Origin of the sequence: Spirillospora sp. NPDC046719 (assembly GCF_040645715.1) — a bacterium.
Classification (GTDB): domain Bacteria; phylum Actinomycetota; class Actinomycetes; order Streptosporangiales; family Streptosporangiaceae; genus Spirillospora.
The window spans coordinates 1-26,608 of record NZ_JBEYYT010000041.1 but is presented as its reverse complement, the minus strand read 5'-3'; the positions used below and the strand labels follow the sequence as shown (position 1 = coordinate 26,608).

General features: G+C 71.5%; 26 protein-coding genes and 1 tRNA gene. 11 read left to right on the top strand and 16 right to left on the bottom strand.

Annotated features, from left to right (window positions below; genetic code table 11):
- Positions 1 to 632 precede the first annotated feature (632 nt).
- A complete protein-coding gene (locus tag ABZ914_RS10470) occupies positions 633 to 989 on the bottom strand; it encodes a nuclear transport factor 2 family protein (RefSeq protein ID WP_500192738.1) in 357 nt (118 codons plus the stop codon).
- A gap of 254 nt (positions 990 to 1,243) precedes the next feature.
- Between ABZ914_RS10470 and ABZ914_RS10465 the strand changes: the two genes are divergently transcribed.
- Together ABZ914_RS10465 and ABZ914_RS10460 are read left to right on the top strand one after the other, a co-directional pair.
- On the top strand, positions 1,244 to 1,777 hold the full coding sequence (locus ABZ914_RS10465; protein ID WP_500192737.1) for a hypothetical protein: 534 nt from the start codon (positions 1,244 to 1,246) through the stop codon (positions 1,775 to 1,777).
- A gap of 556 nt (positions 1,778 to 2,333) precedes the next feature.
- Complete coding sequence (locus ABZ914_RS10460) at positions 2,334 to 2,591, top strand: DUF6247 family protein (protein WP_500192736.1); 258 nt, start codon at positions 2,334 to 2,336, stop codon at positions 2,589 to 2,591.
- A 621-nt stretch (positions 2,592 to 3,212) separates the two neighbouring features.
- Here the strand turns inward: ABZ914_RS10460 and ABZ914_RS10455 are convergent.
- Together ABZ914_RS10455 and ABZ914_RS10450 are read right to left on the bottom strand one after the other, a co-directional pair.
- Positions 3,213 to 3,896, bottom strand: coding sequence for a response regulator (locus ABZ914_RS10455; RefSeq protein WP_433144490.1), 684 nt, complete (start codon positions 3,894 to 3,896; stop codon positions 3,213 to 3,215).
- Positions 3,893 to 5,047, bottom strand: coding sequence for a sensor histidine kinase (locus ABZ914_RS10450; RefSeq protein ID WP_500192735.1), 1,155 nt, complete (start codon positions 5,045 to 5,047; stop codon positions 3,893 to 3,895). The genes ABZ914_RS10455 and ABZ914_RS10450 overlap by 4 nt, the downstream gene beginning before the upstream one ends.
- Before the next feature lie 141 nt (positions 5,048 to 5,188).
- Between ABZ914_RS10450 and ABZ914_RS10445 the strand changes: the two genes are divergently transcribed.
- Together ABZ914_RS10445 and ABZ914_RS10440 are read left to right on the top strand one after the other, a co-directional pair.
- Positions 5,189 to 5,935 (top strand): ABC transporter ATP-binding protein, encoded by a 747-nt coding sequence (locus tag ABZ914_RS10445; protein WP_500192734.1) that lies wholly within the window; start codon positions 5,189 to 5,191, stop codon positions 5,933 to 5,935.
- A 133-nt stretch (positions 5,936 to 6,068) separates the two neighbouring features.
- Positions 6,069 to 8,414, top strand: coding sequence for an ABC transporter permease (locus ABZ914_RS10440; RefSeq protein WP_500192733.1), 2,346 nt, complete (start codon positions 6,069 to 6,071; stop codon positions 8,412 to 8,414).
- Between the two features lie 1,370 nt (positions 8,415 to 9,784).
- Here ABZ914_RS10440 and ABZ914_RS10435 read toward each other — a convergent pair.
- The 5 genes from ABZ914_RS10435 to ABZ914_RS10415 all read right to left on the bottom strand — a co-directional run bounded on the left by ABZ914_RS10435 (position 9,785) and on the right by ABZ914_RS10415 (position 11,799).
- Positions 9,785 to 10,417, bottom strand: a complete 633-nt coding sequence (locus ABZ914_RS10435; protein WP_500192732.1) for a 2'-5' RNA ligase family protein — start codon at positions 10,415 to 10,417, stop codon at positions 9,785 to 9,787.
- Complete coding sequence (locus ABZ914_RS10430) at positions 10,414 to 10,743, bottom strand: hypothetical protein (RefSeq protein ID WP_500192731.1); 330 nt, start codon at positions 10,741 to 10,743, stop codon at positions 10,414 to 10,416. Before ABZ914_RS10430 ends, ABZ914_RS10435 begins: the two co-directional genes overlap by 4 nt.
- 108 nt (positions 10,744 to 10,851) lie before the next feature.
- Positions 10,852 to 10,924: transfer RNA gene (locus ABZ914_RS10425), tRNA-Ala, on the bottom strand.
- A gap of 25 nt (positions 10,925 to 10,949) precedes the next feature.
- Positions 10,950 to 11,654 carry an HAD-IA family hydrolase gene (locus ABZ914_RS10420; RefSeq protein ID WP_347256746.1) on the bottom strand — a complete coding sequence of 235 codons (705 nt, stop codon included), beginning with the start codon at positions 11,652 to 11,654 and terminating at the stop codon, positions 10,950 to 10,952.
- 25 nt (positions 11,655 to 11,679) lie between these two features.
- A complete protein-coding gene (locus tag ABZ914_RS10415; RefSeq protein WP_211238580.1) occupies positions 11,680 to 11,799 on the bottom strand; it encodes a DLW-39 family protein in 120 nt (39 codons plus the stop codon).
- A 231-nt stretch (positions 11,800 to 12,030) separates the two neighbouring features.
- Here ABZ914_RS10415 and ABZ914_RS10410 point away from each other — a divergent pair, with 231 nt between their 5' ends.
- From ABZ914_RS10410 to ABZ914_RS10400, 3 genes are all read left to right on the top strand, one after another.
- Positions 12,031 to 12,240 (top strand): hypothetical protein, encoded by a 210-nt coding sequence (locus ABZ914_RS10410; RefSeq protein ID WP_190857712.1) that lies wholly within the window; start codon positions 12,031 to 12,033, stop codon positions 12,238 to 12,240.
- A gap of 18 nt (positions 12,241 to 12,258) precedes the next feature.
- Complete coding sequence (locus tag ABZ914_RS10405) at positions 12,259 to 13,050, top strand: SDR family NAD(P)-dependent oxidoreductase (RefSeq protein WP_500192730.1); 792 nt, start codon at positions 12,259 to 12,261, stop codon at positions 13,048 to 13,050.
- A 135-nt stretch (positions 13,051 to 13,185) separates the two neighbouring features.
- Positions 13,186 to 14,976: a M64 family metallopeptidase gene (locus ABZ914_RS10400; RefSeq protein ID WP_500192729.1), complete on the top strand. Its 1,791-nt coding sequence runs from the start codon at positions 13,186 to 13,188 to the stop codon at positions 14,974 to 14,976.
- Here the strand turns inward: ABZ914_RS10400 and ABZ914_RS10395 are convergent.
- From ABZ914_RS10395 to ABZ914_RS10385, 3 genes are read right to left on the bottom strand one after another with little or no spacing between them, the layout of a single operon-like run.
- Positions 14,957 to 15,925: a DMT family transporter gene (locus tag ABZ914_RS10395; protein WP_500192728.1), complete on the bottom strand. Its 969-nt coding sequence runs from the start codon at positions 15,923 to 15,925 to the stop codon at positions 14,957 to 14,959. The two genes, ABZ914_RS10400 and ABZ914_RS10395, sit on opposite strands and share 20 nt — an antisense overlap.
- Before the next feature lie 50 nt (positions 15,926 to 15,975).
- A complete protein-coding gene (locus tag ABZ914_RS10390; protein WP_500192727.1) occupies positions 15,976 to 16,959 on the bottom strand; it encodes a helix-turn-helix domain-containing protein in 984 nt (327 codons plus the stop codon).
- Complete coding sequence (locus ABZ914_RS10385) at positions 16,916 to 17,149, bottom strand: hypothetical protein (RefSeq protein ID WP_190857704.1); 234 nt, start codon at positions 17,147 to 17,149, stop codon at positions 16,916 to 16,918. Before ABZ914_RS10385 ends, ABZ914_RS10390 begins: the two co-directional genes overlap by 44 nt.
- A 235-nt stretch (positions 17,150 to 17,384) precedes the next feature.
- Here ABZ914_RS10385 and ABZ914_RS10380 point away from each other — a divergent pair, with 235 nt between their 5' ends.
- Together ABZ914_RS10380 and ABZ914_RS10375 are read left to right on the top strand one after the other, a co-directional pair.
- Entirely contained in the window at positions 17,385 to 17,735 is a 351-nt protein-coding gene (locus ABZ914_RS10380) for a VOC family protein (RefSeq protein WP_500192726.1), read from the top strand.
- 658 nt (positions 17,736 to 18,393) lie between these two features.
- Entirely contained in the window at positions 18,394 to 18,744 is a 351-nt protein-coding gene (locus ABZ914_RS10375) for a hypothetical protein (RefSeq protein WP_433242996.1), read from the top strand.
- Positions 18,745 to 19,039: 295 nt separating this feature from the next.
- Here the strand turns inward: ABZ914_RS10375 and ABZ914_RS10370 are convergent, their stop codons facing one another.
- The 5 genes from ABZ914_RS10370 to sigJ form a co-directional block, all read right to left on the bottom strand.
- Positions 19,040 to 19,699, bottom strand: a complete 660-nt coding sequence (locus ABZ914_RS10370; RefSeq protein ID WP_190857698.1) for a response regulator — start codon at positions 19,697 to 19,699, stop codon at positions 19,040 to 19,042.
- Entirely contained in the window at positions 19,696 to 20,871 is a 1,176-nt protein-coding gene (locus tag ABZ914_RS10365; RefSeq protein ID WP_500192747.1) for a sensor histidine kinase, read from the bottom strand. Before ABZ914_RS10365 ends, ABZ914_RS10370 begins: the two co-directional genes overlap by 4 nt.
- A 23-nt stretch (positions 20,872 to 20,894) precedes the next feature.
- Entirely contained in the window at positions 20,895 to 21,755 is an 861-nt protein-coding gene (locus tag ABZ914_RS10360; RefSeq protein ID WP_500192725.1) for a CPBP family intramembrane glutamic endopeptidase, read from the bottom strand.
- Between the two features lie 357 nt (positions 21,756 to 22,112).
- Positions 22,113 to 22,997: an alpha/beta fold hydrolase gene (locus ABZ914_RS10355; RefSeq protein ID WP_500192724.1), complete on the bottom strand. Its 885-nt coding sequence runs from the start codon at positions 22,995 to 22,997 to the stop codon at positions 22,113 to 22,115.
- 218 nt (positions 22,998 to 23,215) lie between these two features.
- A complete protein-coding gene (sigJ, locus tag ABZ914_RS10350) occupies positions 23,216 to 24,142 on the bottom strand; it encodes an RNA polymerase sigma factor SigJ (protein WP_500192723.1) in 927 nt (308 codons plus the stop codon).
- 200 nt (positions 24,143 to 24,342) lie between these two features.
- Here sigJ and ABZ914_RS10345 point away from each other — a divergent pair, with 200 nt between their 5' ends.
- A complete protein-coding gene (locus ABZ914_RS10345; protein WP_500192722.1) occupies positions 24,343 to 25,881 on the top strand; it encodes an MFS transporter in 1,539 nt (512 codons plus the stop codon).
- A gap of 95 nt (positions 25,882 to 25,976) precedes the next feature.
- Positions 25,977 to 26,459, top strand: coding sequence for a hypothetical protein (locus tag ABZ914_RS10340; RefSeq protein ID WP_500192721.1), 483 nt, complete (start codon positions 25,977 to 25,979; stop codon positions 26,457 to 26,459).
- Positions 26,460 to 26,608: the final 149 nt, after the last annotated feature.

Genomic DNA, 26,608 nt, shown 5'->3' with positions numbered 1-26,608 from the left:
CACCCCCATTTCTCCAGACCTCTACTCATCTCCCGGCAGCCGTCTGACAACGGCGCGCATAAAGGGGTCACCTTGCGGTCCACCTTCGAGAACAGGAGGTACCAACACCACGTACGGCCACTCCTGCCCGTCAAAGGCCCACCACTCCACCGGGTGCCGCGCAATGCAAGACCGCCCGAGGCAGGCTTTTCCACTCATCCAGAGGGGTCTACGCTACGTGGGACGCTCACGGGCATATCGCGGGTCCCGGCCCAGGAGGCAGGCGTGGTACGGGTGTGGAACGCGCTCATGCGCCTTGATGACCGTTTGCTGTACGACTCTGAGGGCCGTCTCCGCGGGAAGTCCTTCGCCGCCACTCGCACCGCTGCCGTGATATCGGCCTTCACCCTAGTGGCAGGGCTGGTTTTGACCCTCGGCAGGACGCTCTGGTGGGAGGAGCCGACCGCAGGTCCGGGCGTGCTCTGGGTCGGCGCCGGACTCTTCGGCCACCTCAGATGGACGTTCACACGTCGGCGCGAACAGCGTCCCCAGACGAGCAAACCCGGATAACGGCTGGCCCCATGGCAGGACGCATGCGGGCCCGTGACGCTCCTCTCAGGGCCACATACCAGCGGCGGGAAAGCTCGTCACGCTTACCGCTGTTCCTGCTCGTAGAACGCTCGTACTCGTGCAGCCCGCCCGTGCTGGTCCAGCTCGACCACGTCCAGCGCACGGTTGCCGTTCTCGCGCCGGTACAACAGGGCGTAGCCGCCGGGGTTGGTCAGGAACGCCTCTTCAGTGAACCGCAGATCCGGCGCAAGCTCCAAGCCTCGCTCGAAGTGGCGACGCAACTCCGCCTTGCCCCGCAACCGGCCGTCCGGTCGTTCCCAACGTGTCACGACCGTTGACGCCGCGAAGTCGACGTCATCCGAATAGCACGCCATGACCCGGTCCAGATCACGAGCTTCCCAACCTGCCAACCACTGATCCGCATGCGCTCTCACATCCATGCTGATCAGTATCCGAAGAGCACAGCCCACGCGCGACGGAATATCGACCGCCCCCGACAGCCGAGCGCACCCGTCCTGGCCCCACCCGGCCTAGCAAGCCACTGACCAGCAGTGACACACCTCGCTGACGTCAAATGAAGATGCTTGCAGTGGCTTCGTCTCAGAGACTTGCTGCGTGGCCGTGTACGACGAATACGAGCCGGTCGGCCGGTCGAGGTCCGGCCACTGCCCAGCCCGGAATCGAGGCCGTCCTCATGGATCTACCTGCCGGCTTGTGGCAACGTCTCGATCGTCTCCACGCCGCTGCCGTCCTCGACCAGGACATCTCCGATCTCTTCCTGGCCAGACTGTTTCCCGGCGAGCCCGTCCGGATCGCCTGCGACCTCCTCGTCGCCGGAATCGAGACCCCAAGCGTGATCGCCCTCGCCTGCGAATCACCGACCCGGCTCACCCTCCACGAAGGCCGCCCCCTCGTCCGGCGACTCTTGAGCGACCTCGTACTCGACCCTTTGAACATCCACCGAGCAGGCTGGATCACCGCCCGAGACCTCGCCCTCCAGATCGAGGCCGGAACGCTCAAGGCAGAGGACGGCGGTCACCTCCTGCTGGGGCTCTGGCACCCATGCCAAGAACCGGACGAGCTGAGACCGCTCCTCGGCATATTGGACGCCTGGGAAGAAACACCACCCCAGCACCGGAACCGCGATCAGTTCAGCCTGGCGATGCGCCGACTCTCCCGCGCTGTCATCCAAGCAACCCCCACCCAGCCCCGGCCAACCGAGGGATGATGCCCGAGGTATTCGGAGGGTTCCAATATCCGACGCGGCCAGAGCACGCCTTCGTGATCCTGCCCCGTCGGGCCTCTCACCTCGACAAGCCACGACCCGCGGGTGACCGCTCTTGCCCTCTGACCACGCTGCCTAATGGCCCGCTATTGGCCCGTGCGCCTGCCATCCGCGCATGGCGGCTCCGAAATGCGCTGACCGGTACGCATGCGGTCCCTGCTCGCCTGGTAGCAAATGTCCGGCCGGAAGGAGGGTGGGGCCACGGGATTCTGCGCACTCCGAGACGTATCCGGGAGCCGTTCCATACCCACCCTCCCTGAGCCGCGGACCCTGTTGGGTGCTCAGACCGGTCTCCAACGCACAGGAGAGTACTCGCCACGGTCCGCGGCTCCGGAGAGCGCTTCCCAGATCACTAGCCATAGGGCCACTGACCTGCACTGGGACACTCCGACTCGTCCCTCCGGTGCCCGCCCGTTCCGCCCCATGTTCCGCAACGGGCACAGGTAGGTTGGGGCCATGACCGCCCAGCCCGAGGTGCCGCCCGCACCGCACGATCCCGGTGAGGATCCGGCCGCGATCTACGACGCGCTCCCACGGTCACACCCGGGAGCAGTTCCGGGCCGAGTATGACCAGGCGCTGGACGCTGCGCACGACCTGGCGCGGTTCAAGCAGGTGCGAACCCTGCTCCAGCAGTGGCGCCTACGAGCCATCGCCTACACCCGTCCCGGCTACGAAGAGGCTGTCCAGGACGTCCTGCAGGGCCGTGAGGAAGCCTTCGTGCGGTACACGCCGCTGGGCTGGGAAGGCCGGGTGTGACCTACCGCTTCGACGGCTTCTACGGGCGCGCGCGCTGTAAGAGCTGAACGGGCTGCCCGAGGAGATCCGCAACGGCCCCCTGCTCGAACGTCTCCTCCAATTCCTGGAGTCTCCGTGGGATGCCGTCCCGGAACGGGCAGATCAGATGGCGCTGCGCCATGCCTTCTTCGGCAAGGACAACCAAGGCATGCTGACCCTCCTCGTCGACGACAAGGCAGAGACCGTGCGCATCATCGACATCCTCTGGGCCGGCTAGCGTCTGAGGCGTCTCCGCAGCCTACTCGTTGCGTGGTGCCCGTTCCCCGAGACCGCCTTGGGCGTGAGCCATGGGCGGCCGCTGAGCCGCCCGAGCGTTTCGAGATCGGTACGGCGTGCCCGAACGGGCACTTCATCGCTGCCGTGTGCCATGCCCCGGAGGGCTTATGGCGAGGTGCTGGCCTGGGCGAAGAGCGGCGCAAGGTCGTCGAGACCAGGGAGCGGCTGTCTCAGTAGCGCGCTTGGCGGCGGCGCGCCCCCCGATGGGCTGGTTGGGGCGGGGCCAGCGGAGGTGGCGCGATGGCGGCCCGGCGCAGCTCCGAATGCGGCGGACTCGTGGTCGGCGTTCGTTCTTCTCGTCCTGCCCTACCGTCTCCGTGGTGCGAGTCCGGCCTCGAAGGCGATGATCGCCAGGTGGACGCGGTCCCGGGCCTCGAGCTTGGCGAACAGGCGCGCGACATGGGTCTTCGCCGTCGCCGCGCTGATCACCAGCCGCTCGGCTATCTCGGTGTTCGACAGCCCCTGTCCGACCAGTGCCAGCACCTCGCGCTCCCGGTCGGTGATCTCCGCGATGAGACGTGAGTCCGCGGCGGGCTCGGCGTCCGGTTCGGGGGCCGGGGGGCCGGACGTTCCGGCGAAGTCCGCGATCAGCCGTCGGGTCACGCTCGGTGCGATCAGCGCGTCGCCGGCCGCCACCACGCGGATCGCGTCCAGGATCGCGTCCAAGGCCATGCTCTTGAGCAGGAATCCGCTGGCCCCGGCGCGCAGTGCGCCGTAGACGTACTCGTCGTCGTCGAAGGTCGTCAGTACCAGCACCTTGGGCGGGTCCGGCTCGGCGGTCACCTGCCGGGTCGCCTCGATCCCGTCCATGCCCGGCATCCGGATGTCCATCACCACGACGTCCGGACGCAGCTCACGCACCAGGCGCACCGCCTCGCGGCCGTCGCCGGCCTCGCCGACCACCTCCAGGTCGTCGGTGTCGCCGATCAGGATCGCGAGCCCGACCAGCAGCAGCGGCTGGTCATCGACCAGCAGCACCCGCACGCTCATGCCGGGAGCCTCGCCGTCACCCGGAATCCGCCCTCCGGACGCCGGCCGGCGCTGAACTGGCCGGACAGCAACGTCACCCGCTCGCGCATGCCGAGCAGGCCGAAGCCGCTCCCGCCGGCCGCGGAGAGCCTCCGGCGGCCCGGCCCGCCGTGACCGTCGTCCCCGTCGTCCACCACCTCGATCGTCACTCCTTTCGGCTCGTAACCGACCGCGACCCGGCACGTCCGCGCCCCGGAATGCCGCACCACGTTCGTCACCGACTCCTGGATGATCCGGAACGCCGACAGTTCGATCTCCGGCGGCAGCGGACGCCGCTCGCCCCGCCAGGTCACGTGGACCCGCACCCCGGCGTCGGCGGTGCGTTCGGCGAGCCGCGGGACGTCGGCCAGGCTGCCGGCCGGGGCCAGCGGAGCGGCCTGCTGCATGGCGTCGTCCGGCTCGGCGCGGCGTAGCGCCCCGAGCATGCGCTGCAGCTCGAGCAGCGTCTCCCGGCCGGTGGTCTCGATGCCGGTCAGCGCCTGCCGCGTCTGCTCGGGCTTGGTCTCAACGACCCGCGCCGCCGCTCCCGACAGCACCGTGATGATCCCGATGCTGTGCGCGACGCTGTCGTGCAGTTCGCGGGCGATCCGCAGCCGCTCGGTCAGGACGGCGCGGGCCGCCCCCTGCTCTTCCAGGGCTTCGAGGTATTCACGGCGTTTGCGATACACCCCTCCGAAGACCCACGCGACCGCGAAGCACAACGCGAGCCCCCCGGCGAACTGGGTCGCGTCGCTGACGGTCTCGCCGGGGGTGTGGGTGACGTTGACGAACGCGGCCGCGACGGCCGCGACGGAACCGACGGCGGCAGCCTTCGGCCGCCGGACGGCGAGGTGCCCGCCCAAGGCGACGAGCAGGACGAACACGATCGAGGGCCGCGCGCCGAAGATGTCGCCGAGGACTGCTTCGCCCAGGACCGCCGCGAAGACCACCGCCGGCAGACGGCGCACGAGCAGGACAGGAAGGGCGAGCACGAAGAAGAGCCCGGTCCGGGAGGCCGGCATCGTCCAGGCGAGCATCAGCGCGTAGAAGCAGGCGGTGGCCAGCACCACGGCCTGAGCCGTCAGCCAGGTCACCCACCTCGATGTCGAGAGTCGCTGGAGAAGCTCTTCCATGCGCAGATCGTATTCAGCGGCGTCGGCTCCGCGCGTCGCCCCGGGGATGTACGCCGATACACCGCCGGGCCGATGGCCTGTGAAAACGGTGACATCCGCGGGCCGACGCGACGGATGGCGTCCGTTCCTAGGTTCGTGGACATGACGAATGCACCGCTGATCGATCTTCGCGACACGACGAAGAGATACGACGACGGCCCGCCCGCGCTGGCCGGCGTGACCTTGTCCGTGGCGTCCGGTGAGTGCGTGGCGATCCTCGGCCATTCCGGCAGCGGGAAGTCCACGCTGCTGAATCTGATCGCCGGCCTGGACAGGCCCACCAGCGGCAGCGTCACCGTCGACGGCACCCGCGTCGACCAGCTCGGTGAGGCCGGTTCGGCGAAGTACCGCCGGGCCTCGATCGGCATGATCTTCCAGTTCTTCAATCTGCTCGACGACCTGACCGTGCTGGACAACGTCATGGTTCCGGCGCAGCTGGCCGGCATGGCCAAGGGCGAAGCGAAGCGGCGAGCCGTCGAACTGCTCGGCTCACTGGGCATCGACCGGCATGCCGGCGCCTACCCGCAGCGGCTGTCCGGCGGGCAACGGCAGCGGGTGGCGGTGGCCAGGGCCCTGATGAACAAGCCGGCGCTGCTGCTGGCCGACGAGCCCACCGGCGCGCTGGACTCGAACTCGGCCGAGGGCGTGCGCCGGCTGCTGCTGGACCTGAACAGCGAGGGCCAGACCATCTTGCTGGTGACCCACGATGCGCGGCTGGCCGCGAGCACCGCGCGCCGCACGATCGAGCTGGTGGACGGCGCGGTCGAGCGGGACGTCATCAACGACGGCGGCGGTGCCAGCCCGGCCGTCCGCACGCCGCTGACCCGTCCGGCGGGACCGGTCGGATGACGCTGCGCAAGCCGCCGATGCCCCGGCGCCTCTTCCAGGCTGTGGCCCGCCTGCTGCCGGCGGTGAGCCGGTGAGCGCCTTGGGCAAGGTCGTACGCTCCGGCGTGGGCCGGCGTCGGGTCCAGTCCCTCGTCATGGCCCTGACGACGTTCGCCGCGGTGACGTCCTCAGTACTCTCCCTCGGTCTGCTGGCCGTCGTGCAGGCCCCGTTCGAGCACGCTTTCAGTGCTCGGAACGGGGCGCACCTGGCGGTCCAGTTCGACGGGTCGAAGGTCACGGCGGCGCAGGCCACCGCCACCGCTCACGCCGCCGGCGTCACCGAGGCGGCCGGACCGTACCCGATCGCCGCCGCCCTGGACACGACCGTCGGCACGGACTGCCCCAAGAAGAATCTCGCCGGTCACGACAACGGTCCGGTCACCGTCACCACCCGGCCCGACCTGGGCAGCACCTCCGGGATGGACCAACTCGTGCTGACCCGGGGGCGCTGGCCGGCCGGCCCGGGCGAGATCGCCCTGACGGGGCAGCGCTACGCCACCGTCTGCTTCGGCGGTTCGGTGGTGTTCTCCTCCCTGCCGGGCAAGCCGTCGTTCAAGGTCGTCGGCTTCGGCGGCTCGGTGACCGACAGCGCGACCGCCTTCGCCACCGCCGGCGGTTTCGCGCGGCTCACCGCCGCCGGCGCCAAGTCCGACGAGCAGATGCTCTACCGGTTCGCCAAGGCCGGGACCGCCGCCGACATCGCCACCGGCAAGCAGGCCGTGGCCGCCGCCGCACCGGCCGGCGCGGTCGAGGGCGGACAGTCGTACCTGACCGCGGAGCAGCAGGCGACCGGCAACGCCAAGGCCTACGTGCCGTTCCTGGTCGCCTTCGGGATCCTCGGGCTGTTCCTGTCGGTGCTGATCATCTCGATCGTGGTCAGCGGGTCCGTGGCCGCGGGAATCCGGCGCATCGGGATTCTGAAGTCGTTGGGCTTCACCCCTTCGCAGGTGGCCCGCGCCTACACCGCGCAGGCCATGATCCCGGCGACAGTCGGCGTGGTGCTCGGCACGGCTTTCGGCAACCTCCTGGCTGTGCCGGTCCTGGGCGGGGCCACCCAGCAGTTCGGCGCCGCCAGTGCCACGATCCCGTTGTGGGTCAGCGCCGTGGTGCCGCTGGGCACCCTGCTGATCGTCGGCGTCACGGCTTCGATCCCGGCACTGCGGGCCGGCCGGATGCCGGCGGTGCGGGCTCTGGTGGTCGGCCGCGCCCCCAAGGCCGGGGGCGGTCGGACGGCGCAGCGTCTGGCCTCGCGGCTGCCGCTGCCCCGGGCCATGTCGTTGGGGCTGGCCCAGCCGTTCGCCCGGCCGTCCCGGGCCGTACTGGTCGGTGCGGCGGTGCTGTTCGGCGTGGTGAGCGCTACGTTCGCGGTGGGGCTGGAGACCGGGTTCAACAGGTACCTGGACACCAGCACCTCAGGCTTCAGCGTCGCGTCGAAGATCGTGATACCCACGGCCGACGTAGGCGTGCCCTGGGGCCGCTACGGCCCCAACGACCCGCGCCATCCGTACCTGGACGCCGCCAAGGTGGCCGCCGCGCTCGCCAAGACCCCGGGCACGAAGGCCGCGTTCGGCTGGGGCGAGAGCGGTGCGACCATGGTCGGCGGCCCGTCCGGCGGCGAACCGACGAAGGTGTTCGCGATCACCGGTGACTTGTCCTGGACGAAGCTGGAACTGCTGTCCGGCCACTGGTACTCGGCGCCCGGCGAGGCCGTGGTCGGCGACAAGCTCGCCACGGCGGTGGGGATCCACGTCGGTGACGACATCACCGTGGTGCAGCAGAACAAGCGACTGTCGCTGAAGGTCGTCGGCATCAACTTCAACACCAACGCGGGCGACTATACGGTCATGACGGATGCGGCCACCTTCACCGCCGCCGGACTGCCCCCGCACATCGACCAGTTCAACGTCGAGCTGGCCTCGAACGTCAACGGATCGGACTGGTCGACCTCGGCCGCCGCCGCGCTGACCCCGCTGAACGCCTCGGTCCAGCCGAACTCGGACGGGGGCAAGAACATCATCGTAATCACCATGGGCGCCCTGGTGGCCACGCTCACGCTGATGCTGATCGCGGTCGCCGCGCTCGGGGTGCTGAGCATGGTCGTGCAGGACACCCGGGAGCGGGTTCGTGATCTGGGGATCTTCAAAGCCCTCGGGATGACCCCCAAGCAGACCATGGCGATGGTGCTGACCTCGGTGTCACTCACCGGCCTGATCGCCGGGCTGATCGGGGTACCGATCGGGGTCGCGGTGGAGAAGGCGATGCTGACCCCGATGGGTAACGCGATCGGCCGGCACCTGCCGCCGAGCGTGTCCCACACCTACACCGCCGGGCTGCTCATCCCCCTGCTGGCCGGCGGGATCGTGATCGCCCTGCTCGGGGCACTGCCGCCGGCCGGCTGGGCGGCACGAACCCGAACCGCCACCGCGCTGCGGACCGAGTAGAGCCGCCGGTCGCCGCAGCAAAAGCGGCGCTGGGCACTGCACGACGCGGCAACCACGCCAATGCCGACCTCCCGGTCATACCCTCGGGAGGTCGGCATTCCGGCAGGCCGTGAGACTGCGTGCCCTGGTGGCCGACCGAGTCGGTCGTCGACGAGTGGAGCCACCGGTAACCGCACTGGAGCATGAGGGGAGACCCGCGGCCGGCCGGAGAGGTCGATGCCGCTGGCATGTGGTGGAGCCTAGGGGATTCGAATCCCTGACACCCGGCTCGCAAAACCGATCGTGAACCCCTCGCCCGACCTGGCGAACCGCTGACCTGGGCTTCCTCGGCGATCACTCCGCAAGTGACCGTGAGTCCCTGGCCGGCTTCGCGGTGGTGACCTCATGGCGAGAATTGATCAGTATGGCGACGTCTGCTGATGTTGCTGTCACGGCCGCTGTCCGGCCCATGCACGGGATGTTCTACGAACGAACGTGCTCCAACTGCACGGCGTTCCCGTTGGGTTCCCACCGGATGGGCGGACAATCCCGTCTAACATCTCGCCATGATCAAATACCCGGCAGCGTGGCAGGGGACACGGCTCCAGGTGGCCTCGATCGTTGCGGGCTGGGCGACGATAACGGCGACGACCTGGTTAGCCAACGTCTGCAACACGGAGCCGGACGCAGATTACCGATACCGGCTCTGGTTTTGGGTAACGCTGGCCGAGGTGCTTGCGGTCGGGGCTCTGTGGGCTCTGGTGGTGATCGACACTCGACGTACCCGTGGTGTGGACGCTAGGCCCGGCTCGGTTCGCGTTCTCGGCCTGATGCTCGGCACGGGTGCGTGGCTCCTGGGCGGACTCTGGTTCTTCCTGGGGGGTGTCCTGTTCGGTGGAGTCGCGCTCCCACACGGGATTCACTGCAGCTTGCCCGGAGTCCATGGCCAGTCTCACTGTCTTCCGGTGCCCCTGGGCGAAGCCTTGGGCCTGATTCTCGGCCTCTCAGCGACCCCCGCTCTGGTGGTCTTGATCACCATTGGACGCCGTTCGCCTGTAGCCGCATGGCTGTCACCGGTCTTGATCGTGGGTCTGTTTGTCCTTGCTCGCTTGCTATGGGGCCCCCGGTACGGTTAGCACCTCGCCCGCGCCCTGCCTGACATCAGGATCCAGCGTGTTGTTGCGTGGTGCGCGGTCCATGTGGTGCCCGGCGGCGCGACCCCCGTGTCGGCCGGTCGGGGCAGGCCGGCGGACGCATCGCGATGCGCGGCCCGGCGCGGCCGCCCGGTGACCGGCGCCCACGCCGCACGCTCCGGGCGGCCAGGCGCGGGGCCGCGCAGCGACCTGAGCGCCGACGCCCCTTGATCTCAAACGGCGGAATTCGGCAGTGTTCTAGCCGCGCCCGAGCAGGGTCGCGCGACCTACCGGATGCCAATCCCAGAGCCGTTCTGGGCCTCGTTGGACGACCAAGCTGACGGCGTTGATCGTGATCTCGCGGTTGGGAAGCTCGCGGCCGAGCGCATTGATGAGTGGCTGTGCTGGCTGTTCGGTCTCGCTGTAGGCGATCGTCATGTGCGGCAGCCATTGTGCGGGGCCTTCGGTATGGCCTTCGCGCCCGGTCACCTTCAGCGTGGCCGACTGGATGGCGCCCCGGACCCGTTCAAGGGCTTCGGTGGGACGAATGGCCAGGATGACGGCCTCGGGGTGATAGAGGATGCGGCCGAGCGTCACGGATACGGAAGGGATCTCGGCGAGAAGGCTTGACGCCGTCCTGAGCATGTCCTGTTGCTGGTCGTCGGTTATCTCGTCGGTCGAGCCGACCACGAGAGTGGTGATGTGCAGCCACTTGGCCGGGGTCATGTGCAGACCGGTAATGTCGGCGAGTCGCTCTTGCGCTGCGTCCGCGATGTCCCGCGCTCCGGGTTGGTCGCCCACCAGGATGTGCCAGTAGACGGCTCCCTGCCCTGGTCCTGGTTCTTGGCGGTTCTGCCAGCGGTTGACCATCTGCGTGGGCAGCGGACTCATGCACTCTCCAAGTCGGCATCGTCGGTCAGGGCGGTGGCGTTGAAATCGCGGATCTGCTGCCTGAACTGGGCGGCGAGAGAGTTGGTCTTGAGGCCCGGATGGTCGAGACGGCGGGCCAGGTCCACGAGATAGCGCGTGACGGTCGTGAGCCGCATCCCCGGATCGAGCGTCAGCATCTTGGCCGCACGTAGGGCGCCATCGGGGTCACCGGTCCGCGTCGCTACCGACAGAGCGAACAGGGCTCGGCGCTCAGTCGGAAAGGACCACACGGAGAGATCTGAGGTGCTGTCGCGCGTGGTCTCGGCGGACTGCTCGGCGCGGGCCACGGCCTCACGCGCCCTCGCTTCATCTCCGAGAAGGGCGGCTGCGTTCGCTTCGTACCACGCAGCCTGTGCCCTCATCGGGACCGGTTCTGACCTGGGCTTCTTGGTGGGTGGAGCCTAGGGGATTCGAACCCCTGACACCCGGCTTGCAAAGCCGGTGCTCTACCAACTGAGCTAAGGCCCCTCGTTGCCCTGTGGGCGCGTCAAGCTTACCGGTGGTCGGCTACCGCCGCGTCATCGAGGACGAGGGCGGGGAGGGCGGCGACGCTGGGCAGGACGTGGGTGGCGCCGGCGGCGAGGAGGCGGTCGCGGTCGTGGGCGCCGGTGAGGACGCCCGCGACGATGGACGCGCCGGAGCGGCGGCCGGTCAGCATGTCGTTGGCGGTGTCGCCGCAGACGGCGATGTGCCGGACGTCGTCGGCGCCGAGCCGGAGGGCGGCGGTGAGGACGAGGTCGGGCCACGGGCGGCCGCGGCCGGCGTCCTCGGGGCACAGGGTGAGGTCGACGCGGTCCCACCAGCCGAGCGCGTCGAGGACGCGGGCCTGGGTGCGGCGGCCGAACCCGGTGAGCAGGCATACGCGTACCCCGGCGCCGCGGATGCGCTCGAGAGCGCGTTCGGCGCCGGGCACGGGTCGCAGGCCGTGCCGGTCGACGAGCTGGTCATAGGACCGCTCGAAGGCCAGGTGCGCGGCCTGGGCGCGGGGCTCGTCGAACAGCGAGCGGAAGATCTCGATCTTCGAGCCGCCGCGTGACTCGCGGACGCGCGCCATGGCGCGGTCGTGGGCCGCCGTGCCGGAGACGATCCCCAGGGCGGCGATCGCCTCGGCGAAGGCGGTCTCGACGGTGCCGCCGTCCGCGACGGTGGTCCCGGCGAGATCGATGCAGGCGATGGAGATCGGCTCTGCGCCGCTCACGCCGGGGCCCGGTGTCGCCGGCGTCTCAGCTGTCGGACGACGTGGCCTCGGTCCACAGGTCCAGCTCGGCGCGGTCCTGCTGGAGGCGGCGCCAGACAGCGAAGCCACCGAGGGCGACGACGGCGAGAATCAGCAGCTTCTTCACGGTGGGGACCCCTTCACCTCGACTATGAGTCCGAACCCGGGGAAAGATACGGATCAGTGTCTGCTCCCCCAGGCTCTCCGCAGCCTAGCAACCGATCCCGGGCGGTCCGCACCCACTCGCCGGTATCGGACCGATCGTCCAATCCCGGGTGCCGCCGCTTTTCCGTCCGCCGCCTCTCGCCGAACAGGGCGGACGGCCGCATAATCCGGGGGACGACCCTCGGGAGTGCCGATGGCTGAGGACGACTTCCGGCGCTGGGAACGCGAGCTCGACCCCGGTCCGCCGGAGAAGGAGGCGTCGGGGGGCCGCGGGCTGGTGCTGGCGGCGGCGGTGACGGCCGTGGGGTGCGCCCTGCTGATCGTGGTGGGCGACGTGCGGCTCGGCGCGGTGGGGCTGGCGCTGTCGTCGATCATCCTGCTGCTGTGGCGGATCGGGTTCTGATCGGCCATCATCGCGGCCATGGAGCTGCGCGGAGCGAACGTCCTGGTGACCGGGGCGACGGGCGGGATCGGACGGGCGCTGGCGGAGGGGTTCGCCGGGCGCGGCGCGACGGTGGTGCTGAGCGGGCGGCGGGGCGACGTGCTGGAGCCGCTGGCCGAGCGGCTCGGCGGCCGGGCGGTGGTCGCCGACCTCGCCGACCGCGCCGACGTGGAGCGGCTGCTGGACGAGGCGGGCCCGGTGGACGTGCTGGTCGCGAACGCGGCGCTGCCCGCGTCGGGGCTGCTGGCGGACTACACGGTGGAGCAGGTCGACCGGGTCCTGGACGTGAACCTGCGCGCGCCGATCGTGATGGCGAAGTTCGCGGGCGAGCGGATGGCCGATCGTGGCCGCGGGCACCTGGTGTTCATCGCGTCGCTGTCCGGGAAGACGGCGTCCGGCCACGCGTCGCTCTACAACGCGACGAAGTTCGGCATGCGGGGATTCGCCCTGGCGTTGCGGGAGGACATGCGGCCCCACGGCGTCGGCGTGTCGACCGTCTTCCCGGGGTTCATCCGGGATGCCGGGATGTTCGCGGACGCGGGCGTCACGCTGCCGCGGGGCGTCGGCACGCGGACGCCGCAGGACGTCGCGAGGGCGACGGTGCGGGCGGTCGAGCGGAACACCGCCGAGGTGGACGTGGCGCCGCTCGCGCTGCGGCTCGGCGCCCGGCTGGGCGGCGTCGCGCCGGTGCTGTCGGCGGCGGTGCAGCGGCGCGCGGGCGGCCGGCGGATCTCGGAGGGCCTGGCGGAGGGGCAGCGCGGCAAACGCTGACGGCGCCGGACGCGCATGGGCGACAAACGCGGATCTTGGAGTGATAATCCGGGCAGTGCCGCTTGATCGGCGGGGCCGGCGCGCCGCTCCCCGGGCCGTTGTGGCCCGCGCGCGCCCACGCGAGGAGGTCCATGCATGTGGACGGGTAGGACGACCATCATCGGCGCGGCGGCGCTCACTGTGACGGCCCTGGCGACGGTCCCCGCGCGCGCGGAGGCGGCGGACGCGACGGTGGTGCCGGTCCAGGTGACCGGTGACCCGGCCAAGCGCTTCAACCTCGTCGTGATGGGCGACGGCTATACGACGGCGGACATGGCGAAGTTCCGCGCCGACCTCGACAAGCACCTCAACGACCTGTGGACGATCGAGCCGTTCAAGTCGTACCGCAGCTACATCAACGTGTACGCGGTCGAGATCCCGTCGGCGGAGTCGGGGGTGAGCTGCGACCCGGATCTGTCCTCACCGCGCCGTACGACGCCGCTCAGCATGGCGTTCTGGAGCGGCTGCAGGCAGGACGGTCTGCAGCGCCTGCTCGTCATGGACTCCGCCGCCGCGAAGAAGTACGCGGACATGGTGCCCGGGACCAACGCCAACAACCGGCAGATCCTCGCGATGGCCAACAGCGACACCTACGGGGGCGCGGGTGGTACGTACGCCACGTCCTCTGGCGGGAACGCCATGTCGGCCCTCATCGCGCCGCACGAACTCGGGCATTCGCTAGGCGGACTGGACGACGAGTACGACTACTACCAGCGGGGCGTGCCGGGCGGTACGTACGCCGGTCCCGAGCCCGCGTCCATCCATCACACGCTGCTCACCGTCGACCAGATGAAGGCGGAGAAGCAGAAGTGGTGGCGGTGGCTGGGCGAGCGCAGCGAAGCGGGGGGCGTCATAGGCCGCTACGAGGGCGGCCTCTACTTCAGCAAGGGCGTGTGGAGGCCGAGCCAGCACTCGATGATGAAGACGCTCGGCTACTACTACGACCAGGTGGCCCGGGAACGGATGACGCAGCGCGTCTCCGGCAAGGTCGACATCGTCCAGGCGCAGACCCCCACGGACGCTCCTGTGGGCGCGGACCGCGTCCTGTGGGTGGAGACCATGCATCCGACAGGGCACAGGCTGTCGGTGACGTGGACGGCCGATGGCAAGGTCGTAGGGAAGTCGCCGAACCTCGACCTCAAGCGCCTTCACCTGGAGAAGGGCACGCACACCGTCACGGCGACCGTCACCGACCCGACCGGCTTCGTGCGGGACCCGGCCGTACGAGCGTCCTCGGCGCTCACTCAGGTCCGCACCTGGACCGTCGACACGGCGCTGACGACGCCTCCCGACAACGTGCCCGTCGACTTCACCTCGTCCACACCCACCGACAAGGCCGTGGGTGCCGAATCGGTCGTGTACGCGGAAACGACCCACCCCGCTAGGAGCGCCCCTGTCGTCCGCTGGGAACTCGACGGACGGCGCGTGCCCGGTAGCGAACGCGACATCGCGCTAGGGAGCTTGCACCTTCGCAGCGGCACGCACACGCTCGTCGCCAGGGTCGGCTCCAAGTCCCTTACGTGGACGGTCGACGCGCAGCGTCCGACGGTGAAGTTCCAGCTGTCGGAGGCCGCGCAGGCGCGTCCCCAGCCCGGTCGTACACCGGAGTACGTCTTCGACGGTCCGTTCACCATGAAGCTGACCGGCGCGGACGACCGGGCGGGCGTGGTCGTCTCCGAGTTCCGCGTGGACGGCGACGGCTGGTTCAACTACTTCGGCTGGCCGACCGACTCGTCCGCGCCGTGGCGGTTCTCCGAGAACGGCACCGTGATCGACTCGCTGACCTACGGCAGGCTCCCCAAGGGCCGGCACACCGTCGAGTACCGGGCGATCGACGCGGCGGGCAACGTCGCCCGGCCCGGGAAGTTCATCGTGACTCTTCGCTGACCGGCACGTCCGCGACACCCACATCCGCGACACCCGCGTCCGCGGCGGGCACGCCCGCCGCGGACGGCTCCGCGGTGGACGGTGCCGCTGTGGACGGTTCGCGGCGGACGGTCGCGAGCACCGAGCCGCCGAGGATCAGCGCGAACGAGGCGATGATCGTCCCGGTGAGCGGCTCGCCGAGCAGCAGCACGCCCGCGACGACCGCCACCGCCGGGTTCACGTAGGTGAACACCATCGCCCGCGACGTGCCCGCCTCCCGGATGAGCTCGAAGAACACCATGAACGCCAGCGCGGTGCAGACCAGGCCGAGACCGCCGAGCGCGGCCAGCACGCGGCCGCGCGGCACCGCGTCCGGCCAGGTCAGCGCCGCCGGGATCGCGTACACGACGGCGGCGATCGTCAGCGACCCCGCGGCCATGTGCAGGCTCGGCAGGTCCTGCAGCCGGCGCGTCGCGATCATCGGCGCGACCGAGTACCCGACCGCGACCAGCATGACCTCGCCGATCGCCCACGCGCTGCCGCCGCCGAGATGCGGCCCGGCCAGCACACCGACGCCCGCGAGGCCGACCAGCAGCCCCGCCCACCGGACCGGCCCCAGCCGCTCGGCGTCGCCGGCCAGCCGCGCCAGCACCACCCCGATGATCGGCACCGCGGCGATCAGCAGGCCGGTCATCGAGCTGGTCAGCCGGTGCTCGGCGTCCGACAGCAGCGCCCACGGGCCGAGGATCTCCATGGCGGTGAACGCCAGCAGCGGCCGCCAGTGCCGGCGGACGGGCGCCAGCCCGCCGGACCGGGCGGCGAGCGGCACCAGCACGAGCGCGCCGAGGGCGGTCCGCGCGAACACCAGCACGGGCACCGACACGCCCCCGACCGCCACCTTGATCATCAGGTAGGGGATCCCCCACAGCACGCTCATCAGTGCGAACAGCAACCAGCCGCGGCGACTCACCACGTCCTCCGTTCCGGATCGGCGCCCGGCCACCACCGCCGGGCACCGGTTCAGGATGCGGGGCGGCGGCGGGCGCGGTCTTGAACGCTGTTGCGGTACGCGCCGGGCGTCACGCCGAGGACGCGGCGGAACCAGCGGGTGAGGTGCGCCTGGTCGGCGAACCCGACGAGCGACGCCGCCTCGGCCGGCCTATGTCCCGCGTCGAGCAGCGTCCGCGCGCGCGCCACCCGATGCTGTGCGAGCCATGCGTACGGCGGCATCCCCATCGAGTCGCGGAAGGCGCGCAGCAACTGGTACCGGGACAGGCCGAGGTCGGCCGCCACCTCCGCCAGGGTGGGCGGCCCCACCAGCTCGTCCGACAGGCGTGCCGCGACGGCACGGGCGATCCCGGACGCGCCGCGCGGGCCGCCGCCGCCCGGCGGGACCCGCACGGCATGCCGCCGGACGAGCGCACTGAGCACCTCTAGCAGCCGGCTCTCGCCCTCCAGCGGGTCGTCGCCCAGCCGCAGCGACCGGTGCGCGAGCCGCAGCCGGCCGGCCAGCCCGGGATCGTCGACGATCGGCTCGCGGAAGTGCGGGAGCCCGCCGTCCCAGCCCGACGCCGCCCCCACCAGCTCGGCGGTCGGGTAAAGGCACAGGTAGGCGAAGCCGTCCTGGTCGGCGGGGCCGCCCGTGTGCGCCTCGCCCGGCTCGATCACCACGAGGCTGCCGGCGGCGGAGTACAGCCGCTCACCGCGGTACCGCATGGTCTCCAGGCCGTCGACGCACACGCCGATCGCGTACTCGTCGTGGGCGTGCGGCGCGTAGTGGCGTCGGCCAATGCGCGCGTTGAGGAGGTCGAGCGAGGCACCTTGGATGCCGTCCACGCGCGTCCACACCGCCCGGTCCGGACGCCGCACCGAGCCGCCCGCGCCGCCGGAGCCGCCCGCGCCCGCGCCGCCGGAGCCGGCCGCGTGGCTCGAACCGCCCGCGCCCAGCCCGCCGGGGACGTCAGGCGGAGAAGACGTGCCGGAGCCGCCAGCGGTCCCGGTCACGGCCGAGCTCCGCGACGGCCACGCCCTCCGCGCCGACGACGCGGACCCGGTAGACGCGGCCGTCCTGGGGCGTTCCGTAGGTCTTCAGGACCTTCTCGACGGCGTAGCGCGACCCCCGCCACTCGTACGCGGTGAGTCGTCCCGCGGGGTCGTGCTCGGCGCGGACCGGCTCGTTCAGAAGGTGCCCCATGAGTCCGGGAGCCTAGCACGCGCTCGAACAAATGTTCGCAGGTCGTGGCCCCTTCGCGGCGCCGCCCTCGGCGCCGTCCGGGGCGCCGTCGGGCAGGCCGCGGCGGACGCCCGCGCGGCGTCGCGGCGACCGGTCCCCGCTCCATCCCGCCATTAAGGCGCAGCCCGCCGAGCATGTCCAGAGCATCCGAAATGACCGCGACCCGCGCGGGTAGGACGCCCCTGGAGGGGGACCCATGATCAACGGTGCGCACGTCATCATCTACAGCCGCGACGCCGACGCCGACCGCGCGTTCCTCCGGGACGTGCTCGGCCTCCCGGACGTCGACGCCGGCGACGGCTGGCTGATCTTCAAGCTGCCGCCCGCCGAGCTCGCCGCCCATCCGACCGAGGGCGCGCCCCGGCACGAGTTCTATCTGATGTGCGACGACATCCACGCCACCCTCGACGACCTCGCCGAGCGCGGCGTCCAGGTGGACGTGCCGATCCGCGACCGGGGCTGGGGACTGCTCGCCGCGATCAGGCTGCCGAGCGGCGGCGAGTTGCCGATCTACCAACCCCGCCATCCCCTGGCCAAGGACCTGTGAGGCCCGTCGTCCACAGGCTGGGGGCAACGTTTCGCACATCCTCCGACCCCTGCGAGCAGGCGTTCCCGAAGCCGGCTCCACAGCGGAATCCCCAGGCGGCAGGGCCTTTCGAACATCCGATCGGCACCGGCGGGCGCTGCGCCGCCCCGTCCACACCGTCCCCCGGTCATGCACAGTTTCCACAACCTGTGGATAACTCCCGTGCACACCCTGGGCACGACCGCCGAGACGCGCCGTCCACCATTCTTCCCCACCCGGTCCCCAATGCGCAGGACCGTTGTCCCCGTCGTGGATAACCCGCTGACCAGGGGCGAGACGGCTCTCACCGGCCCGCCGCACACAGCCCGTTCACAGCCTGTGGGCGACCGCCCTCCACAGGTGCCCGCGACCGGTGGACGGCTCCGCCCACCAAGAATCCCCAACCACGTCCCCAGCCGCCACCCGACCGGCCGCCTGTGGACAGCCGGAGCCCGTCCGCAGGTCAGAGCGGTGCGACGATCCGGACAGATCCGTCAGGCGACCCGCCGGCACCCCGGAGAGATCGGTCAGGCGACCCGCCGGCACGGCCGTCGCCGAAGGGAAACGCCCTCGGGCCGCCGGTGCGTGCGCCCCGAGAAGTGAATGGCCGCCGGGCCGCCCGCGCGGGCAGACTCTGCGGATGACCACCCTCACCCTCTGGCGACCCGTCGGCCCGGCCGAGCTGGACCTGCTGCGCGCCGCGGACTGGCACGCGTGGCCCCCGCGCCTCCCGGACCAGCCGATCTTCTACCCGGTGCTCAACGAGGAGTACGCGATCAAGATCGCCCGGGACTGGAACGTGCCCGCGCACGGCTCCGGCTACGTGACGAGGTTCGAGGTCGACGCCGCCTTCGCCGACCGCTACCCGGTCCGCCAGGTGGGCGGCCGGACGATCCTGGAGCTGTGGGTCCCGGCGGAGGAGCTGGAGGAGTTCAACGCGCACATCGTCGGCCCGATCGAGGTCGTCCACGAGTTCCACGCCGACGCGTGACGCCTGTGGATAACGCCGTCCCCAGCCCGGGGGCGGCCGCCGTACCCACCGCCGTCCACCGCTCGTCCCCACCCCCGCTTCCTGGGGATATCCGTGTCTTCCCTGGCCACAAGCGGTTCTCGTGCCCCGGCGCCGAGCAATCCACATCCTGTGGATATCTCTGTTCACACCCCTGTGCGCCGGCTGTCCCCAACCGGTGCGTCCGGCGCCCGGAGCACAGCCGCCGCTCGGAGCGCGGCAGGCGCCCGGAGCACCGGCAGCGCTCCGGGGCCGGGCGCGGCCGGTGCGCGGAGGCTCAGGTGACCAGCCCGTTGCGGTAGGCGTAGACGACCGCCTGAACACGGTCGCGCAGGTCCAGCTTGGTGAGGATGCGCGACACGTAGGTCTTGACGGTCTCCTGGCTGATCACCAGCGTCGCGGCGATCTCGCTGTTGGACAGCCCGTTGGCGATCAGCCGCAGCACCTCCAGCTCGCGCGGCGCCAGCGCGGTGCCCTCCGCCGCGCCCGGCGCGGGCCGGATCCGCTCCGCGTACTTGCCGACGAGCTGCCGCGTCACCTCGGGGGCCAGCAGCGCCGCACCGGACGCGACGGTGCGGATGCCCTGCAGCAGCTGCGCCGGCGGCGCGTCCTTGAGCAGGAACCCGCTCGCTCCCGCCCGCAGCGCCTCGTAGACGTACTCGTCCAGGTTGAACGTCGTCACCACCAGCACCTTCACGGGATGCTCCACCCCGGCGCCGGCGAGCAGGCGGGTCGCCTCGATGCCGTCGAGCACCGGCATCCGGACGTCCATCACCACCATGTCGGGGTTCAGCCGGCGGGCGAGGTCGACCGCGGCGCGCCCGTCCCCGCACTCACCCACGACCTCCAGGTCCGGCTGGGCGTCGATGATCGTCGCGAACCCGGTGCGGATCAGCGCCTGGTCGTCGCAGACCAGGACCCGGACCGGCGCGGTCACGACGCGCTCCCCGACGGGATGCGGGCCCGCACCACGAACCCGCCGCCGGGCCGGGGGTCCGCGCTGAACTCCCCGCCCAGCGCCGCCACCCGCTCGCTCAGGCCGGTCAGGCCCCGCCCGCCGCCGCCGACGGCCGCGGCCCGCGACCCCGAGCCATCGTTGCCGACCTCCACCGTGATCTCCTTCTCGCCGTAACGCACCTGGACCGCGGCGCGGCTCCCGTGGGCGTACTTCAACACGTTCGTCAGGGCTTCCTGCACCACCCGGTAGGCGACCGACTCGGCGCTGCCCGCCGCCACCGCCGCCTCGCCCACCCGCGTGAACTCCACCGGCTGCCCGGCCCGCCGCGTCTGCTCCACCAGCGCGTCCAGGTCGCCCGCGGACGGCGCCCTGCCCGGGCCGCCGTCGCCGTTCCCGTCCCCCGTGCCGTGGTCGGGGTTGAGCAGGTCGAGCAGGTGCCGCAGATCGGTGATGGCGCGCCGGCCGGTGTCGGTGACCGTGCTCAGCGTCTCGTCCAGCCGGTCGGGCGCCGCGACCAGGTAGCGCGCCGCCTCCGCCTGCACCACCATCGCCGTCACGTGGTGGGTCACCACGTCGTGGAGCTCGCGGGCGATGCGGGTGCGCTCGGCGGTCCGGGTGGCCTCGGCGACGCGGAGCCGGCGCTCGGCCTCGGCGGCCCGCGTCGAACGCAGCCACGCCCCGACCCCCCAGATCAGGGCGAGCGCGAGGTAGAACGTCACGTACTCGTCGGCCCGCTCGTTCGCGCCCACCCGGTTGAGCGCGACCGCGAACCCCACGTACAGGACCGACCCGGCGGCCATGGAGACGCGCCGGTGGCGCTCCAGGTAGGCGCCCGCGCTCAGCAGCGCGAAGGGCAGCGCGGTGCCCGCGACCAGGTGGTATCCGCGCATCTGGTCGGCGGCGAACCCGAGCGACACCAGCACGAGGCACACCCCGGGCCACCGCCGCCGCACCGCCAGCGGGAGGCACTCCAGGAGGACGACGAGGGCCGCGAGCGCGTCGAACGGCCGGGTCGCCATCTCGCCGATCCGCGTCCCCGCGCCGTGGAAGGCCGGGACGAACGACATGGCGACCAGCAGCAGAGCCAACGGGAGGTCCCGGACCGTGACGTCGAACCGCCGCCACGCGTCCGGGAACCGTCCGAGATCCATCGCCGGAAGCCGCCGAAGTCCGATCACCGGGAGAGCGTAGCGTTCGCGACCGGCTGGGCGGCGGCGCTCCCGGCGGCTCCGGCGCCCCGCCGGCGGGCGGGCAGGACGTGGCCGCGCCGGCGGGCCAGCCACATGAACGCGACCATCACCGCCACCCCGGCCCCGACCGAGTACAGGCTCGCCTCCGGGCCGAACTCGCCGCCGGTGATCAGCGACGGGCCCGACATCGCACCGTCCAGCAGCCCCTTGTTCGAGCCGTTGCCCGACACCTCGGTGCCGAAGATGCCCGACTCGGCGAAGTTCCACGCGAAGTGCAGCCCGATCGGCACCCACAGGTTGCGGGTCGCGGCGTACGCGGCGGCCAGCATGCCCCCGGCCTCCACCGCGATGGCGAGCGCGCCCCACAGGGTGGCGTGCGCGTTGGTGAGGTGCGAGAGCCCGAACAGCAGGCCGGTCAGCGCCAGCGCCGCCCACGTCCCGATGCGTCCCTCGACGATCCGGAACAGCACCCCCCGGAACAGCAGTTCCTCCGTCACCGCCGCGGCGGCCATGAAGCCGAACAGCCCGACCGCGCCCGCGACCGAGCCGAAGCCGTCGACCCGGTAGTCGCCGAGGAACGCGATGTTCACGATGACGGACGCGAACATCGCGAAGCCGATGAGCATGCCGCGCGCGACGGCGGCGCCGGCGCCCTTCCTCGCGATCTCCGCCGGCTCGCGGTGCTCCGTCCGCCGCACCACCCAGGCGTACACGATCGGCGCCAGGACGGCCGTCGCCATCCCCACCAGGAGGGTGAGGAGATCGTTCCCCTTCACCGCGGCGGCCGCCTGACCTCCGACGAAGGCGACCACCGCGACGGCCACCAGCTGCTTCACCAAACGCATTCCGACTCCTTCGGGGGGATCCGCGGCCCGAGCACCGCGGCGATGGAAGAACGCTATGGAATCGGCCCGTTCGGAAACGTCACCGCGCGGTGGACATTCCCGAGTAGCTCGCACGGGGGACAAGCCTTTCCGGGCCGGCGCCCGAATGGCGGGCGCGGCGCATTGGGCGGTTCCCGCCGGGCGGGCGGGACATTGCCCGGAAAACGAGCATCCCCGCCTGCTCACCTGTCGTGAACAGTGCGGGGATGCCACGCGAGGACGCGGCGCGGCCGGGGCTCGGTCAGGACGCCACCAGGACGCAGCCGGACGCGGCCAAGACGCTGCCGGGACGGGCCGGGGACGCCGCCTCGCGGGGCTTCAGCTCGCGGCCTGCGCGGCGACGCGCTCGACGGCCCGGACGGCGACCTCGGGCTGCTCCAGGTAGATGTAGTGGCCGCTCTTCTCCGCGACCGTGAACCTGCTGCGGCCGGACAGCGCGAGCCACTTGCGCTCGCCCGCCGTCCAGGACCGCTCCAGACGCGGGCCGGACCCCGGGACGGCCGCTAGGTACGGCTTCCCGTGCTTGATCACCTCCACCGGCATGTTCCCGGCGGAACGGACCTTCCCGTCCGGCATGGCGAGCCGCTCCGGGTTCTCCCCCTTGAAGACCGCGAGGTTCTGCGCGCGCAGCTCGGCCGCGGGGCCCTGCGCGGACGCGGGGATCGCCGCCGTCAGGTCGGCGAGCATGGACGGCGGCGTCGCGTCCATGAGGACCACGCCCTTCACCCGGCCCCGGTGGTCGGGGGCGTACCGGGCGGCGATCAGCCCGCCCATCGAGTGCCCGGCCAGGACGACCGGAGCGTCCCCGGCGAGCTTGTCGAGGACCCCGGTGAGGACCTTCCCGGTGCTGCCGAAGCTCTGCGGTCCGTCCGGCTTGTCGCTGGCGCCCGCGCCGAGCCGGTCGTAGGAGCAGACCCGGTTCTTCTTGGCGATCGTCTTCTGGAACGCGGCCATCTTGTCCAGCCCGTCGCCGCCGCCGTGCAGCAGGACGACGACCGGCCCGCCGTCCGCCCGCTTGCCCGAGCAGGACACGTTCACCTTCTTCCCCGCGACCTCGATCTTCTTCGTCCCGACGAAGGTGGCTGCCTTGTGCGCGTTCATGAACGGGAAGGAGCCCGAGTCGTCATCGCATCCGGTCAGCCCCGCACCAGCCACCGCGCAGCAGAGAGCGGCCACGGCGAACGTCCTGAGCTTGCGAATCATCCTGTCCTCCAGCGAAAGAAATCGGCGGCGCGGCGAAATTGCCATTGCCTGGGATTTCGCGGCGGGGAGTGCCGCGCTCACGCAGAGAACGCTATGGAATCGGCCCGTTCGGAAACGTCACCGCGCGGTGGACATTCCCAGGTAGCTCGCACGGGGGACGAGCACGGCCGGCACGCGCATTTCCGCTCGTCCGCCGGGGCCGGGCAACGCCGGACGTCTCAGTCCACGCCCCAGGACCGGAGCTTCTCGGGGTTCCGCACCGCCCAGATGTGCTTGATCCGGCCGTCCGCGATCTCGAACGCGTAGACCGTCGAGGTGACGCCTCCGTACTGGGCGACCAGGCCGGGCTGGCCGTTGACGGTGCGTTCCAGGAGCCGCGTCAGGCCCTGGGACCGGACGGCGAGGCCGGCGCAGTAGCGCGCGATCCGCTCGCCGCCCTCGATCGGGTGCAGCGTGGCGCTGACCAGGCCGCCGCCGTCGGCGGTGAAGGTGGCGCCGGGATCGAGGAGGCCGACGAGCGCGCCGACGTCGCCGGCCTCCAGCGCCTCCTTGAAGTCCCGGACGATCCCGGCCTGCCGGGCCGCCGGAGCCGCGGGCGGCGCGGCGTCGCGGATGCGGCGGCGGGCCGAGGACGCCAGCTGGCGGCACGCCGCCGGGGTGCGCCCGGTGATCTCCGCGATCTCCGCGAACGGGTATCGGAACACGTCGTGCAGGACGAGCGCGACGCGTTCGGCCGGGGTCATCGCGTCGAGCACGACGAGGAAGGCCATGCTGACCGACTCGTCGAGGGTGATCCGGTCGGCAGGGTCCGGCGGGGCGGTGCCCACGCGGCCGCTGACCCACTGCCCGGGCTCCGGCACCGGTTCGGGGATCCACTCGCCCACATAGCGCTCCCGCCGCGCGCGCGCCGAGCCGAGCATGTCCAGGCAGATGCGTCCGGCGACCTTCGACAGCCACGCTCCGGGGGACTCGATGGCGTCCTGCTGCGCCCGCGACATCGCGTACCAGCGGGCGTAGGTCTCCTGAACGATGTCCTCGGCCTCGGACAGGGAGCCGAGCAGCCGGTAGGCGAGATTGATCAGCCGGCGCCGCTCGCTGATGATCGCGCTCAGGCCCGCGTCGTCGTGCCGCGAATGGTCGGTCATGGTCCCAGAGGCTCCCTGCGTCGGATCCGCCCTCACCTCTCCGACGGGATACCGCACCGGAATGTGAGGTCCCGCCGCCGCCTGACATTCCGGGGGGCCGCCTCGTCGGACCGGTGACACCGATCCGCGGCGGGAGACCCGGCGGCGTGCGGCGACCGCCGCCGGCGCCCCGACCCGCCCGACGCGACAAGGAGATCATCGTGGCGACACCCAGTGCGGCCCCGGCCTCCGGCCCGGCCGACCCGGCGGGCACGGCCGGCCGGGACCCGAGACGGTGGCTGATCCTCGCCGTCATCGCCGCCGCCCAGCTCATGGTCGTCCTCGACCTGACCGTCATGAACCTCGCGCTGCCGTCCGCGCAGCGCGCCCTCGGCTTCACGACCGCCGACCGGCAGTGGGTCGTGACCGCGTACGCGCTGTCGTTCGGCAGCCTGCTGCTGTTCTGCGGCCGTCTCGCCGACCTGGTCGGCCGCAAGGCGACCTTCCTCACCGGGCTCGTCGGCTTCGCGGCCGCCTCCGCCGCCGGCGGCGCCGCGACCGGCTTCCCGATGCTCGTGACGGCGCGCGCCTGCCAGGGGGTCTTCGGCGCGCTGCTCGCACCGTCCGCCCTGTCCCTGCTCGCCACCACGTTCAAGGACCCGAAGGAGCGCGCCAAGGCGTTCGGCGTCTACGGCATGGTCGCGGCGGCGGGCGGCGGCCTGGGGCTGCTGCTCGGCGGCGCGCTGACGTCCTCGCTGTCCTGGCGCTGGTGCATGTACGTCAACCTGCTCTTCGCCGCGGTCGCGATCACCGGCGGCGCGCTGCTGGTGCCCCGGCAGCCCCGGACGCCGGGCGGCCGGCTGGACGTCCCGGGCGTCCTGGCGGTGTCCGGCGGCATGTTCTGCCTGGTCTACGGCTTCTCCAACGCCGCGTCGCACAGCTGGGGCACGCCGTCGACCTGGGGGTTCCTGGCGGGCGGCGGCGCGCTCCTGCTCGTCTTCGCCGCCTGGCAGTCCCGCACCGCGCAACCCCTGCTCCCGCCCCGGATCGTCCTCGACCGCAACCGCGCCGGCGCCTACCTCACCGTCCTGATCAGCGGCGCGGGCACCTTCGGCGTCTTCCTGTTCCTCGTCTACTACATGCAGGTGACGCTGGGGTACTCGGCCGTCAGGTCCGGCGTCGCCATGCTGCCGATGGTGGTGCTCAGCGGAAGCACGGCCACCCTGGGCAACACCAGGCTGCTGCCGCGCTTCGGCCCGCGGCCGATGGTCATCGCCGGCATGCTGCTCAACACGGCCGGGATGGTCTGGCTGACGAGGATCGGCGCGCACTCGGACTACGCGTCGGCGCTGCTCGGCCCGCTCATGGTGACCGGCGCCGGCATGGGCCTCATCTTCGGCATGGCGGCAGCCACCGGCACCTTCGGGGTGGCGCCGCAGGACGCGGGGGTGGCGTCGGCGAGCATCAACACCGGGCAGCAGCTCGGCGGCTCGATCGGCACCGCGCTGCTCAACACCATCGCCGCCAGCGCCACCACCGGCTACCTGACCGGCCACCCGCACGGGCGCCCGACGCCGCACCTGCTCCAGCTCGCCGCGATCCACGGCTACACCACGGTGTTCTGGTGGTGCGCGGGCATCTTCGCGACCGGCGCCGTCCTCTGCGGCGCGCTGCTCCGCCCCGGCCCGCTGCTCCGTCCCGCCGAAGCCCCGGCCGCCCGGCCCGACACCGAACCCGCCAGAACCCCGGCACCGAACTGACCGGCGCGCCCCCGGCACTCACCAAGTGGGCGGGGTGCCGGGGGAGCTGTCCGATTCGCACCGCTGTGGCGGCTCGCGCGGTACAGGATGTGCACATGAGCGGTTCTGGCTTGGCGGCGAGCCTGGCGTCCCTGTCGGGTGTGATCGTCGGAGCGGTCATCGCGGCGGGCGGCTCGTACTGGACCCAGCGGCTGCTGAGCCGGGAGTCGACGGCCCGGGCCAGAGCGGACCGGCTCGCCGCGCTCAGAGCGGAGCGCAAAGAGGCGCTGCAGGAGTTCATGGACGCCGCGCAGGCCATGGAGCGTGCGAGTCACCGCCGGTTCCGGGACGCCCCGCTGGGAAGCGACACCGGCGATGTCACGCATCGCTTCTGGTACCTGCAGCGGTGCCTCGACCTCGTCTGCTCTCCCGAACTGCGCACCGCCGCGCTCGCCTACGCCGGACGCCTGGACGCGGCGCTCTGGCACGAGCGCCCGGCGGACGGCACGCACGAGGACTTCATCCGCGACGCGCGCGAGACGTTCCTCCAGGCGGCACGCAAGGAACTCGGCATCCCCGAACTCGAAGAGCACGTATAAGCCGCACGCCCCCCGGAGGCCGGGGCGGCGCATTGCCGAACAAGCAGAAGGGCGGGGAGCGCGGCGGCCGGAACCGCCGACTGACCGGGGGTGATGAAGGTGGGGGAGGTGGTGATGTTCAACCCGCCACAACCCAAAAAGACGGGCAT

Excerpts from the sequence above, each read along its gene's own strand:
- ABZ914_RS10435 (WP_500192732.1), bottom strand. The coding sequence starts at position 10,417 with ATGAGTCCGCTGCCCACGCAGATGGTCAACCGCTGGCAGAACCGCCAA.
- ABZ914_RS10380 (WP_500192726.1), top strand. The coding sequence starts at position 17,385 with ATGATCAACGGTGCGCACGTCATCATCTACAGCCGCGACGCCGACGCC.
- ABZ914_RS10450 (WP_500192735.1), bottom strand. The coding sequence starts at position 5,047 with ATGGAAGAGCTTCTCCAGCGACTCTCGACATCGAGGTGGGTGACCTGG.
- ABZ914_RS10405 (WP_500192730.1), top strand. The coding sequence starts at position 12,259 with ATGGAGCTGCGCGGAGCGAACGTCCTGGTGACCGGGGCGACGGGCGGG.
- ABZ914_RS10340 (WP_500192721.1), top strand. The coding sequence starts at position 25,977 with ATGAGCGGTTCTGGCTTGGCGGCGAGCCTGGCGTCCCTGTCGGGTGTG.
- ABZ914_RS10355 (WP_500192724.1), bottom strand. The coding sequence starts at position 22,997 with ATGATTCGCAAGCTCAGGACGTTCGCCGTGGCCGCTCTCTGCTGCGCG.
- sigJ (WP_500192723.1), bottom strand. The coding sequence starts at position 24,142 with ATGACCGACCATTCGCGGCACGACGACGCGGGCCTGAGCGCGATCATC.
- ABZ914_RS10440 (WP_500192733.1), top strand. The coding sequence starts at position 6,069 with ATGGCCCTGACGACGTTCGCCGCGGTGACGTCCTCAGTACTCTCCCTC.
- ABZ914_RS10465 (WP_500192737.1), top strand. The coding sequence starts at position 1,244 with ATGGATCTACCTGCCGGCTTGTGGCAACGTCTCGATCGTCTCCACGCC.
- ABZ914_RS10455 (WP_433144490.1), bottom strand. The coding sequence starts at position 3,896 with ATGAGCGTGCGGGTGCTGCTGGTCGATGACCAGCCGCTGCTGCTGGTC.
- ABZ914_RS10470 (WP_500192738.1), bottom strand. The coding sequence starts at position 989 with ATGGATGTGAGAGCGCATGCGGATCAGTGGTTGGCAGGTTGGGAAGCT.
- ABZ914_RS10410 (WP_190857712.1), top strand. The coding sequence starts at position 12,031 with ATGGCTGAGGACGACTTCCGGCGCTGGGAACGCGAGCTCGACCCCGGT.
- ABZ914_RS10445 (WP_500192734.1), top strand. The coding sequence starts at position 5,189 with ATGACGAATGCACCGCTGATCGATCTTCGCGACACGACGAAGAGATAC.
- ABZ914_RS10365 (WP_500192747.1), bottom strand. The coding sequence starts at position 20,871 with ATGGATCTCGGACGGTTCCCGGACGCGTGGCGGCGGTTCGACGTCACG.
- ABZ914_RS10375 (WP_433242996.1), top strand. The coding sequence starts at position 18,394 with ATGACCACCCTCACCCTCTGGCGACCCGTCGGCCCGGCCGAGCTGGAC.
- ABZ914_RS10400 (WP_500192729.1), top strand. The coding sequence starts at position 13,186 with ATGTGGACGGGTAGGACGACCATCATCGGCGCGGCGGCGCTCACTGTG.
- ABZ914_RS10385 (WP_190857704.1), bottom strand. The coding sequence starts at position 17,149 with ATGGGGCACCTTCTGAACGAGCCGGTCCGCGCCGAGCACGACCCCGCG.
- ABZ914_RS10360 (WP_500192725.1), bottom strand. The coding sequence starts at position 21,755 with ATGCGTTTGGTGAAGCAGCTGGTGGCCGTCGCGGTGGTCGCCTTCGTC.